We start from the raw sequence: 11,649 nt of genomic DNA on the forward strand, positions 1-11,649 counted from the left end.
CTTCTGACAAATGTTGACCTTTGCCAGTAAGGTGCTGGAGTTCCCGTCTCAGCCGTCACAGGAGTCACTCCCCTCATGCCCCACGTCGAACCTCTGCGCGAGGGCGACCCGACAGCAGTGGGACCCTACCGGCTGGCCGGCCGGCTCGGCGCGGGCGGCCACGGCGTCGTCTACCTCGGCCAGGCCCGCGAGGGGACGCCGGTCGCCGTCAAGGTGCTGCGCGAAGGGCCGGCCGACCGCGAGCGGCTGGTCAGGGAGCTGACCGCCGCGCGGCGGGTCCGGCCGCTCGGCCTCGCCAGGGTGCTCGACGCCGCCGGGGGCGCGCGGCCGTACGTCGTCAGCGAGTACGTGGACGGGCCCTCGCTGCAGGAGGCCGCGCCAGCGCCCGCGGCGGAGCTGCCGCGCCTCGCCGCCGCCGTCGCGACCGGGCTGGACACCCTGCACCGGGCGGGCGTGGCGCACCTGGGCCTCAAGCCGGCCAACGTGCTGCTCGGCGCCGGCGGGGCGCTGGTGGCCGACTACGGGGTCGCGGGGGCGTACGGGACGGCGATGAGCGCGGCCGGCACCGTCGCGGTGACGCCCGCGTACATGGCGCCCGAGCAGCTCGCGGGGTCGGGGTGCGGCGCTCCCGCCGACGTGTTCGCGTGGGCGTCGGTGATCGGGTACGCGGCCACGGGCGTGCCCCCGTTCGGGGACGACTCCCTGCCGGCGGTCATCGAGCGCGTGCTGCGCGGGGAGCCGCGGCTCGGCGAGCTGCCGGGGCCCCTGCGCGAAGTGGTCACCGCCTGTCTCGCCAAGGACCCGGCCGCCCGCCCGGCCATGCGCGACGTCCTCCTCCACCTCAGGAGCATCTTCCACCGCCCCTCCGCACCGCCCACCGCCCCCACGCGACCGGCCCCGACCCCGCCCCCGGCTCCGACCCCGCCCCCGGCTCCGGCTCCGGCTCCGGCTCCGGCTCCGCACGACGACTACGCCACCCCGGCCGCCGACCGCGAGATCGCGCCGCCGAGCATGCCGCTCCCGGCGCCCGCCCTCGCCGCGCCCCGATCCCAGATCCGCCGGGGCCGGCCCGGTCATCCCGGCGGCCCGGGCACCGGCCAGCCGGCACACCACGAGACACCGGCCCCCACCGCCCCCCAGAACCCGCCACCCCCGAGCGACCCACCCTCGGCCGAGCCGCCCCGAGGCACGCCGTTCCTGAGCGCGCCGCCCCAGGAAGCGCGGGTCCAGGAGGCACGGGTCCAGGAGGCACGGGTCCAGGAAGCGCGAGTCCACGGTGCGCCGCCTCAAGACGCGCCACACAAGGAGACTCCGCCTCAAAGCATGCGGCTCCAGGGCGAAACGGGCTGGAGCGAGCCGGGCCTAGGTGCGCAGGCGCGAGACGCGCGGGCTCAGGGCGCGCGAGTTCAGGAGGTGTGGGGTCAGGGCACGCGGACTCAAGACGTACGAGTTCAGGAGGCGCGTCCTCAGGACGCATGGGCCCAGGACGCACGGGCCCAAGACGCGCGGGCCCAAGACGCACGAGCCCAGGACGCGCGGGCTCAAGACGCGCGGGTCTCGGGGCTGTACGAGCTGGGGGCGGCCGTTCCGCGTGAGCGGGTGCCGGGTGTGGGGGCGCGGGTCGAGGACGGGCAGCGGTCGGCGTTCGTGGAGATCCTGGTCGCGGGCGAGCCCGGTGGTGGCGGCGGGAAGCAGGCGCGGGCGGGGAAGCCGGGCCGGCGGCGGGTCAGGACGGCGCTGATCGCGGGCGTGTCGGGCGTGTCCGTGCTGGCCCTGGCCGGCGCGATCGTCTGGCTCACCCCCACCGAGCCCACCCCCAAGGCGCGCAACGCCGCCGCCACCCGCCCGGCCCCGCAGGCCGGGGTCACCCGGAGCGCCACCCCCGCCCCGGCCGGGACGGCCGCCGCCCGCCTCAGCGTCGCCCGCCTGCGCCCCGCCGGCGTCCGGCGCGACGGTTGCCGTCCCGCCGACACGGTCACCCTGCGGGCCCTGGTGGCGCGCACCGGCGGCCCGCTGACGATCCGTTACACGTGGCTGGTGGACGGCAGGCCCGCGGGTCCCGCCACCTCCACGACCATCCCCGGGAACGGCCGGCGCTACCTGACCTCGCCGCCGGCCGTGACCACCCGGCTCGCCGACGGCGACGCCGCCACCACCGGGACCACCGCCGAGCCGGCGAACACCCCGACGGGCACGAGCACGAGCGCGGGCACGGGCACGGGCAAGAGCGCGGGCACGGGCACGAGCACGGATGCGGACGCGGGGACGGGCGGCGTCACGCACCGCGTCACGTTGCGCGTCACGTCCCCGGTCCGCGTGCAGCGATCCGCCACGGTCACGACGTGTGCCGGCTCGTGAGCTGATCGAGCAGCCCGAGCGCGGCGTCCGCGATCACGGTCCCCGGCGGGAAGATCGCGGACGCGCCGGCGGCGCGCAGCTCGTCGTGGTCGCCCGGCGGGATGACCCCGCCCACCACGATCATGATGTCCTCGGCGCCGAGGTCGGCCAGCGCCCGGCGCAGCGCGGGCACGAGCGTCAGGTGCCCGGCGGCCAGCGACGAGACGCCGACGATGTGCACGTCGGCCTCGACCGCCTGCCGGGCGACCTCCTCGGGCGTCTGGAAGAGCGGGCCGACGTCCACGTCGAAGCCCAGGTCGGCGAAGGCGGTGGCGATGACCTTCTGGCCGCGGTCGTGCCCGTCCTGGCCCATCTTGGCGACCAGGATGCGCGGGCGGCGGCCCTCGGCCCGCTCGAAGGCGGCGCAGGCCCGGCGGGCGCGCTCGATGTTCTCGGCCGGGCCCGACTCGTCGCGGTACACCCCTGAGATGGTACGGACCTGCTCGGCGTGCCGCCCGAACACCCGCTCCAGCGCCTCGGAGATCTCGCCCACCGTGGCCAGGGCGCGGGCGGCGTCCACGGACAGCTTGAGCAGGTTGTGCTCCAGCCCCGGCTGCGGGTTCTCGGCGGCCTTGGTGAGCGCGTCGAGCGCGCGCCGCACCGCGTCCTCGTCGCGCTCGGCCCGCAGCCGCGCCAACTTGTCGAGCTGCTGGGCGCGGACGGCGCTGTTGTCGACCTTGAGCACTTCGATGGCCTCGTCATCGGCGGCCCGGTACTTGTTGACCCCGATGACCGGCTGCCGCCCGGAGTCGATGCGGGCCTGGGCGCGGGCGGCGGCCTCCTCGATGCGCAGCTTCGGCAGCCCGGCCTCGATGGCCCTGGCCATGCCGCCGGCCGCCTCGACCTCCTCGATGTGGGCCCAGGCGCGCTCGGCCAGGTCGTGGGTGAGCCGCTCGACGTAGTAGGAGCCGCCCCACGGGTCGATGACGCGGGTGGTGCCGGACTCCTGCTGGAGCAGGAGCTGGGTGTTGCGGGCGATGCGGGCGGAGAAGTCGGAGGGCAGCGCCAGGGCCTCGTCGAGGGCGTTGGTGTGCAGCGACTGGGTGTGGCCCTGGGTGGCGGCCATGGCCTCGACGCAGGTGCGGGCCACGTTGTTGAAGACGTCCTGGGCGGTCAGCGACCAGCCGGAGGTCTGGCTGTGCGTACGCAGGCTCAGCGACTTGGGGTTCTTCGCCCCGAACCCGGACACCAGCCGCGCCCACAGCAGCCGCGCGGCGCGCAGCTTGGCGACCTCCATGAAGAAGTTCATGCCGATGCACCAGAAGAACGACAGCCGCGGCGCGAACCGGTCGATGTCCATCCCGGCGGCGGTCCCGGCCCGCAGGTACTCCAGGCCGTCGGCCAGGGTGTAGGCCAGCTCCAGGTCGCAGGTGGCCCCGGCCTCCTGGATGTGGTAGCCGGAGATGCTGATGGAGTTGAACTTCGGCATCTTCTCGCTGGTGTAGGCGAAGATGTCGGAGATGATCCGCATGGACGGGCCGGGCGGGTAGATGTAGGTGTTGCGGACCATGAACTCCTTGAGGATGTCGTTCTGGATGGTCCCGGCGAGCTGCTCCGGCGCGACGCCCTGCTCCTCGCCGGCCACGATGTAGAGGGCCAGGACGGGCAGCACGGCGCCGTTCATGGTCATGGACACCGACATGCGGTCCAGCGGGATGCCGTCGAAGAGGCGGCGCATGTCGTAGATGGAGTCGATGGCGACCCCGGCCATGCCGACGTCGCCGGCCACGCGCGGGTGGTCGGAGTCGTAGCCGCGGTGGGTGGCCAGGTCGAAGGCGACCGACAGGCCCTTCTGGCCGGCGGCCAGGTTGCGGCGGTAGAAGGCGTTGGAGTCCTCGGCGGTGGAGAAGCCTGCGTACTGGCGGACGGTCCACGGCTGGGTGACGTACATGGTGGGGTACGGGCCGCGCAGGTAGGGGGCCGCGCCGGGGTAGGTCCGCAGGAAGTCGAGCCCGTCGAGGTCGCGGGCGGTGTAGAGGGGCTTGACCGCGATGCCTTCCGGGGTCTGCCAGGTCTCGGCGGGGGGCGCGGGCTCCTGCCCCGCCTTCTCGGGCAGGTCGCCCAGCGGGACGTCGGAGAAGTTCGGGATCATCGGGTCACCCCCAGGTCGTCGGGCAGGTCGCCGGGCACGTCGCCGGGCGGGTCGTCGCCGAGCAGGCCGGCGGGCGGGTCGTCGAGCGTGTCGCGGAAGGTCGTGCGGAGCACCCGCAGCGCGTCGCAGCCGGCGTACAGGTTGGCGTCCACGCCGTCGTGGTCGCCCTTGCCGGCCAGCCACACCCGCCTGGCCCCGGCCCGCCTGAGCGCGGCGGCCACGGCGGCGGCGTGCTCGGCGTACAGCTTGTCGCTGGAGCACAGGCAGGCCACGCGGGCGCCGCTGGCGGCGAAGGCGGCGGCGATCCGCTCGGGGTCGGTGCCCGGGCCCGCGCTCTCGGTGGCCAGGCCGCCGGCCCGGAACAGGTTGGCGGCGAACGCGGCCCGCGCGGTGTGGGCGGCGGCGGGGCCGATGGTGGCCAGGAACACCCTGGGCCGCTCGGCCTGGGCGTCGGCGAGGTCGCGCAGAGCCTCGAAGTCCTGGCTGTAGCGCGGCCCGGCGATGCCCGGCCCGCGGCGCCGGACGGGCTTGCCGTCCGGGTCGGGGAACTCGCTGACGCCGGTGATCGGGAAGCGGCGGTGGGCGATGTCGGCGGCGCGGCGCGCGCGGGTGGCGGCGATCCGCTCGGCGACCAGCCCGGTGGCCGCGTCGGCGCCGCCGGCGGCCTCGATCTCCTGGAACCAGGCCCACGCCCGCTCGGCCAGGTCGGCGGTGCGGCGCTCGACGTACCAGGAGCCGCCCGCGGGGTCGAGCACGCGGGCGAGGTGCGCCTCCTCCAGCAGCAGCGACTGGGTGTTGCGGGCGATGCGGCGGGAGAAGGCGTCGGGCAGGCCGAGCGCGGCGTCGAAGGGCTGCACGGTGACCGCGTCGGCCCCGCCCACCCCGGCGGCGAAGCAGGCGACGGTGGTGCGCAGCAGGTTCACGTAGGGGTCGCGGGCGGTCATCATGGCGGAGCTGGTCACCGCGTGCTGCCGCTGGCCGCCGTGGGCGGGGGCGCCGCAGGTCTCGGCGACCCTGGCCCACATCCGCCGGGCGGCGCGCAGCTTGGCGATGGTGGCGAACTGGTCGTCGGTGGCGGCGTACCGGAACTCGATCTGCCCTAGCGCTTGCTCAACAGAGAGGCCGGCGCCGGTGAGCGCCCGCAGCTCCGCCACCCCGCGCGCGATCGAGCAGCCCAGCTCCTCGGCGTCGCTACCGCCCGCGTCGTGCCAGGGCGTGGCGTCCACGGTGACGGCCCGCAGCCCGGGGAAGCCGGCGGCGCAGCGCACCGCCAGCTCCGCCCCGGCCGCGCCGGAGCCGCCCAGGTTGCCGGCGGGCGCGACGCCGCGCGCCGCGGCCAGCGCGAGCAGCGCCTCGGCCGCCTCGCGCGTCCGCTCGCCCGCCTCCAGCACCACGGGGGCCAGATCGAGGTGGACGTCCTTCAGCACCCGCGCCAGCGCGCCGGGCGGGATCGCCTCCTCGCCGACGACCAGCCACAACGAGGTGACGCCGTTCTCCAGGTCGGCCAGGACCGCCTCCGGGTCGGGCGCGGCGTGCCGCTGCCGCACGTCCCAGCCGGTCGCCGCGCGGGCGCCGCGCACGTACGGCGGCGCGCCGGGCAGGCCGGGATCGCCGGGCAGGTCGTCCTGGTCGTACAGGGGCGCGATCGTGAGACCGTCGTAGGTGGGGGTGGACAGCGCCTCCTCCGGCGAGCCCGCCTCGACCCCGGACTTGCGCAGGACGGCCGCCGCCAGCTCCCGCCAGTCGTCCCGGGTGACGGGCGTGAACCCCGCTGCGAGTTCCATGGTTCGGATAGTAGGCGGAACCGCGCGGCGCCCATAACCCAGACCCCGGCAAACAGGGGTCAGGAGAGCGGCGCCTCCCACGTCAGCCGCCAGGTGACCTCGCCGACGACACCGTCGTCGACGATGCCCTGCTGCCGCTGGAACGCGCGGCACACCTCGCGCGAGACGGGGCCGTACGCGCCGTCGGCCTCCAGCTCGGCGCCGCGCTCGCGCATCCGCTGCTGCCAGGTCCGCACGTCCTCGCCCCGCATGACCGGCGGGTACGACAGCAGCCGCCCGGGGAACGGCGGCGCGACCGGGCCGGGCTGGGGCGGGGTGTCGCCGCCGGCGGGCCGCGGCGCTCCCTTGCGCACCCAGGCGTACAGCGGGTCGCCGGGACAGTCGGTGGAGTAGCCGTCGCGGTGGCCCTTGATCTCCTTGCCCGCCGCGCCGCGGGCGCGGACGTGCTCGACGGCGTCGAGGATGGCGTGCAGCAGCTCGTCGGGAGGCTGCACGAGCCCGGCGTTGCCGACCAGCCCGAGCACGGCGTAGTGGCCGGAGTTGAGCCCGGGGCCGTTGGCGGCGGGCAGGTGGTGCAGCCCCCGCCCCTCGAACACCTTGCGGTGCGGGCAGCCGACGAAGGAGTAGCCGATGTCCACCCAGCCGTTGCCGTCCATGTGGTACGCCTGGATGGAGCGCACCAGCGCCACGCACTCCTCGTGGTCGTCGACGATGGCGGGATCGACCCTGCCGCCGGTGTAGTGCACTTTCACACCTTTGGTGGAGTCGAGCTGGGTATAGGCGCCGAGCGGGGCGCGCGCGTTCCATTCGCGCCTTGACACCAGGTCGATGGCCATGGCGAGCTCCGAGGACGGGCGGTTGCGGGGGGACACCGAGCGTAACAAGGCGAGCGGGCGCGGGTCCTGGAGATCGCTGATTTGCTACGGCCGGATCACCCGGGCCTCGGTCACGATGGCCGTGACGAGGTCGTGCGGGGTGACGTCGAAGGCCGGGTTGAGCGCCGGGGTGCCCTCCGGGGCCAGGCGCACGCCCCGGATCGTGACGATCTCCTCGGGGCCGCGGTCCTCGATCTCGATCCGCTCGCCGGTCGGGGTGGCCGGGTCGATCGTGGACTCGGGCGCGACCACGACGAACGGCACGCCGGCGCGCGCGGCGCCGAGCGCCAGCGCGTAGGAGCCGATCTTGTTGGCGGTGTCGCCGTTGGCGGCGATGCGGTCGGCGCCGATGAGCACCGCGTCCACCTCGCCCCTGGCCAGCAGGTACGGCCCCGCCGAGTCGGCCACCAGGCGGTGCGGCGCGCCCATCCTGGCCAGCTCCCAGGTGGTGAGCCGGGCGCCCTGCAGCAGCGGCCGCGTCTCCAGCGCGAGCACCTCGGCCAGCCGCCCGCGCTCGTGCAGCGTCTGCGCGACGCCGAGGGCGGTGCCGCGCTCGACGGCGGCCAGCCCTCCGGTGTTGCAGACGGTCATGATCCGCAGCCCGCCACGGGAGGGGAGGCTGCTCTCCAGGAGGTCGGCGCCGCGCTCCCCCATCGCCCGGCAGGCCGCGATGTCGTCGTCGCGCAGGCGCAGCGCGGCGGCGAGCACGGCCTCACGGCCCTCGCCGAGGTGGGCGGCGGCCCGGTCGACGCCCCAGGCCAGGTTGACGGCGGTGGGGCGGGCGGCACGCAGCCGGGCGATCAGGGCGGGGTCGTCGCCGGCGAGCACCACGCCGAGCGCGCCGGCCACGCCGAGCGCGGGCGCGCCGCGCACGGCCAGCCGCCGGATGGCGTCGACGAGCTCGTCCACGGTGGTGACGCGCAGCGTCACGCACTCCTCGGGCAGCAGCGTCTGGTCGATCAGCTCGATCGCGCCGTCCACCCAGTCGATGGTCCTCACGCGGCTCACGCTAACCGCTGTCAGTGCTCGGCGAGGACGATGATCGAGTCGTTCTCGGTGAAGACGACGGGGTCGGACTTGCCGGGGTTGAGGACGATGCCGTAGTGCGGCGGGGCGTTGCGGCCGGCCGAGCCGCGGTAGCCGATGGCGGTCTCGCCGCGGCGGCGGGCGGCCTCGATGACGGTGGAGAAGGTGACCTTCGTCCCGGTCCGGACGTACCAGGAGGCGGGGCGCGGGTAGATCTCCGAGCCGCTCGAGTCGAACAGGTAGCCGAAGACCTCGGCCAGGTGCCGGTTCTCGGCGAGCTGGGCCAGCAGCAGGCCGATGACGGTGTCGCTGATGACGATGTCGTCGGCCTCGGTGACCTCGGCCAGGGCGCGGTTGTTCTCGTCGTGCATCTCGCTGACGATCGAGTAGTGCTCGTTGAGCGTGCTCTGCATGTCACGTAGCTGCAGCAGGGTCATGAGCGTGCGGGTGTCGCTGTGGTGGGGGTCGAAGCGGTCGTCGGACAGGACGATGACGTGCTGGAACACGCCGACGCCGAGCGACTCCAGGGCGAACCGGTCGGTGGTGTCGCAGTCCTTGACGTTGACCGTGAGGTTGCGCAGGCCGCTCAGCCCGGCGCCGGCCCTGGGGTGGTCGGCGGCGATCTCCAGGACCGAGCCGGGCGCGACGTAGGCGTCGAGGAGGCGGACGATGTGGCCGGCGCGGCCGTTCCAGTTGAGCAGCAGCGTGCGCTCGGGCTCGGCGGTCGGCCGCGGCCCCGCCCCGACGATGGCGGACTCGTCCACGGACGGCTTGCCGGCCGCCAGGCGGACGTGGGAGTCGTCGGACGCGATGACGATGACCTGGTCGTCCGCGCCGATCACGGTGTCGGAGGGCGGGTTGAGCACGACGCCGGACGGGCGGCGCAGGCCGATGACGGAGGCGGTCTGGTAGGCGTGCAGCGCCTGCCCGTAGGTGGCGCCGACGAGCTTCTTCGGGGTGCGCATGTAGATCTCGCCGCCGTCGAAGTTGAGCAGGTCCATGCAGACGACGGACAGGCCGGACTGGCGCGAGGACTGGACGATGAGCCGGGCGGCGGTGTCGTCGGAGTCCACCAGGTGCACGTCCGGGCCGCCGGCCAGGCGGGCGGCGGCGAGGTTGCGGGCCGAGGCGAGGGCGGCGACCACCGGCGGGTGCGCGCCCTCGCGCTTGGCCAGCGCGAGCAGGATCTTGATGACGTGCGCGTCCGGGTCCTCGCCCTCGGGCGAGAGCACGACGACGCTGCGGGCGGCGGCCAGGTTCATCAGCGCGAGGTCGTGCGGCTCGGTGGGCCTGCCGGTGCGGCAGACCAGGCGGGTACGGCCGAGGTCGCCGACGTGGTCGCGGATGTCCTCCTCCATGTCCAGCTTGTCGCGGTCGGCGAGGATGGCGATGGCCGAGCTCTTCTGGCTGGCGTGCGCCTTGACCAGCTCGCCCACGATCGTGAACACCTGGTCCGACCAGCCGAGCACCACCGTGTGGCCGGACTCCACGATCCGCGAGCGCCCCCTGCGCAGGCGGTCCACCTTCTGCTTGAGCCCGTTGGACAGCAGGCCGACCAGCATGCTGACGATGAACAGGCCGCCCAGCGAGCCGGCGAACATCACCGTCATGTACGCGATCGAACCCTTGTCGCTGGCCACCTTGGTCGGCGACAGGGCGTGCATGAGGGCGATCCACAACACCTGCCCCGCGTGGTCGGCCCCGTCCGGCTCCCCCGGCGCGAGCCACAGGGTGAGCGCGGTCACGACCACGATGAGGCCGGCCGACACCGCCGCCAGCCAGCCGATGAGCGAGGCGGTGCCCCTCGACATCGTGTTGTCGAACCAGTACCGCATCCGTTCCCGGATCGTGACCTTCGACACTTCCCCGATACCTCCGTGTAAGGAGTGATTTGACCCAACGACACAAGGTACCGGGCGATCTTCGCCGGTGCAGGGAGACCGGTAACGTATCCGCCATGGTGCACCCCCTCGCCCCGGACGACCCGGAATCGCTGGGCGGGTACGTCCTGGCCGGGCGGCTCGGCGAGGGCGGGCAGGGCGTGGTCTACCTCGCCCGTCCGGCGGGGGGCGGCGAGCCGGTCGCGATCAAGCTGCTGAGCGCCGGCGACCGGGAGACGCGGGCCCGGCTCGCCCGCGAGCTCGACGCGCTGGAGAGCGTCGCCTCCTTCTGCACGGCGCGGGTGCTCGACGCCTCCGTGGACGGGCCGCGGCCGTACGTGGTGAGCGAGTACGTCGCCGGGCCCTCGCTCGCCGAGCGGGTGCGCGAGCGCGGGCCGCTGCGCGGCGGCGAGCTGGAGCGCCTGGCCGTCGGCACCGCCACCGCCCTGGCCGCCATCCACGCCGCCGGGATCGTGCACCGCGACTTCAAGCCGGCCAACGTGCTGCTTGGGCCGGACGGGCCGCGCGTGGTGGACTTCGGCATCGCGCGGGCCGAGGGCGCGGCGACGCTGACGTCCGGGATCATCGGCACGCCCGCCTACCTCGCGCCCGAGCAGATCGGCGGGACGCCCGCGACGGCGGCCTCCGACGTGTTCGCGTGGGCGGCCACGATGGTGTACGCGGCCACGGGGGTGAGCCCGTTCGGGGCGGACACCGTGCCGGCGGTGCTGCACCGGGTGCTGCACGCCGAGCCGGACCTGGCGCCGCTGCCCGAGCGGCTGCGGGGGCTGCTGGCCGCCTGCCTGTCCAAGGACCCCGCCCGGCGCCCGGCGGCGCGGCACCTGATGATCACCCTCGTCACCCCGGGCCCCGCCCCCCACCCCGCCCCTGCCCCGGTCTCCGCCCCCGGGTCCGCCCCCGGATCCGTCGGGGCCGGAGCGCCCGCAGACAGGGGCGTTCGCGGGGGCGCCGGTGGGGACACGGGCGTGCCGCGGCCGGCGTCGGCCACGTATCCGGGGCGCTCCCGTTCCCGGCGGGTGCTCTTAGGTGTGACGGTCGTGACGACGGTCCTGGCCGCGTCCGCCGTCACCGCTGTCATCCTGCTGAACCGCCCTCCCGGCACCGTCGCCGCCGACCGCACCCCGACGGCCGCCCCGTCCACCGCCGCGACCACCGCGACCGCCCCACCCGCCACCACGCCCGCCACGACGCCCACAACGACGCCCGCCACGTCCGGGCCCGCGCAGGCGGGCCTGAAAATCCCGGCCGCCTTCGCGGGCGAGTGGTCCGGCCACACCACCAGCACCAACCCCATGGACGGCGACGGCTCCGAGAACGCGATACGCCTGCGCAAGGGCGAGTCCACGGCCGAATGGCGCGAGGAGGGCGGCTCCGCCACGTGCAAGGGCACGATCACCCTCACCCGGGTCGAGGACAGCCGCCTCACCTTCTCCCTCGGCGCGAACGAGGGCGGCTGCATCGCCGGGACCATCTGGCTGGACCTGCACCCCGACGGCACGCTGGGCTACACCTGGCGCGACGAGCCGGGCCTGGGCCTGGTCACGCAGACCGGTTCGCTCAGCAAGAAATGACCG

The 11,649-nt window shown here is 74.9% G+C and carries 7 protein-coding genes; 2 read left to right on the forward strand and 5 right to left on the reverse strand.

The genetic code is table 11. The annotated features are described in order from the left end of the window. The first annotated feature begins 75 nt into the window (after positions 1 to 75). Positions 76 to 2,358 (forward strand): protein kinase, encoded by a 2,283-nt coding sequence (locus tag AB0H75_RS30560; RefSeq protein WP_367802208.1) that lies wholly within the window; start codon positions 76 to 78, stop codon positions 2,356 to 2,358. Here the strand turns inward: AB0H75_RS30560 and scpA are convergent. The 5 genes from scpA to AB0H75_RS30585 form a co-directional block, all read right to left on the reverse strand. Beyond that, on the reverse strand, positions 2,336 to 4,489 hold the full coding sequence (gene scpA, locus AB0H75_RS30565; protein WP_367802210.1) for a methylmalonyl-CoA mutase: 2,154 nt from the start codon (positions 4,487 to 4,489) through the stop codon (positions 2,336 to 2,338). The genes AB0H75_RS30560 and scpA overlap by 23 nt on opposite strands. Then, complete coding sequence (locus tag AB0H75_RS30570) at positions 4,486 to 6,273, reverse strand: methylmalonyl-CoA mutase subunit beta (RefSeq protein ID WP_367802212.1); 1,788 nt, start codon at positions 6,271 to 6,273, stop codon at positions 4,486 to 4,488. The genes scpA and AB0H75_RS30570 overlap by 4 nt, the downstream gene beginning before the upstream one ends. A 59-nt stretch (positions 6,274 to 6,332) precedes the next feature. Beyond that, a complete protein-coding gene (locus tag AB0H75_RS30575; protein ID WP_367802214.1) occupies positions 6,333 to 7,109 on the reverse strand; it encodes an N-acetylmuramoyl-L-alanine amidase in 777 nt (258 codons plus the stop codon). 84 nt (positions 7,110 to 7,193) lie between these two features. Further along, on the reverse strand, positions 7,194 to 8,147 hold the full coding sequence (mtnA, locus tag AB0H75_RS30580; protein WP_367802216.1) for an S-methyl-5-thioribose-1-phosphate isomerase: 954 nt from the start codon (positions 8,145 to 8,147) through the stop codon (positions 7,194 to 7,196). 20 nt (positions 8,148 to 8,167) lie between these two features. After that, the gene (locus AB0H75_RS30585; protein WP_367802218.1) at positions 8,168 to 10,009 is read right to left on the reverse strand and encodes a potassium transporter TrkA; all 1,842 of its coding nucleotides are present in this window, start codon (positions 10,007 to 10,009) and stop codon (positions 8,168 to 8,170) included. A 122-nt stretch (positions 10,010 to 10,131) separates the two neighbouring features. Between AB0H75_RS30585 and AB0H75_RS30590 the strand changes: the two genes are divergently transcribed. Beyond that, positions 10,132 to 11,646, forward strand: a complete 1,515-nt coding sequence (locus AB0H75_RS30590) for a serine/threonine-protein kinase (protein WP_367802220.1) — start codon at positions 10,132 to 10,134, stop codon at positions 11,644 to 11,646. The last annotated feature ends 3 nt before the right edge of the window (positions 11,647 to 11,649 follow it).

This window comes from Nonomuraea sp. NPDC050783 (assembly GCF_040802095.1).
Lineage (GTDB): Bacteria > Actinomycetota > Actinomycetes > Streptosporangiales > Streptosporangiaceae > Nonomuraea.

Excerpts from the sequence above, each read along its gene's own strand:
- AB0H75_RS30560 (WP_367802208.1), top strand. The coding sequence starts at position 76 with ATGCCCCACGTCGAACCTCTGCGCGAGGGCGACCCGACAGCAGTGGGA.
- scpA (WP_367802210.1), bottom strand. The coding sequence starts at position 4,489 with ATGATCCCGAACTTCTCCGACGTCCCGCTGGGCGACCTGCCCGAGAAG.
- AB0H75_RS30570 (WP_367802212.1), bottom strand. The coding sequence starts at position 6,273 with ATGGAACTCGCAGCGGGGTTCACGCCCGTCACCCGGGACGACTGGCGG.
- AB0H75_RS30575 (WP_367802214.1), bottom strand. The coding sequence starts at position 7,109 with ATGGCCATCGACCTGGTGTCAAGGCGCGAATGGAACGCGCGCGCCCCG.
- AB0H75_RS30585 (WP_367802218.1), bottom strand. The coding sequence starts at position 10,009 with ATGCGGTACTGGTTCGACAACACGATGTCGAGGGGCACCGCCTCGCTC.
- AB0H75_RS30590 (WP_367802220.1), top strand. The coding sequence starts at position 10,132 with ATGGTGCACCCCCTCGCCCCGGACGACCCGGAATCGCTGGGCGGGTAC.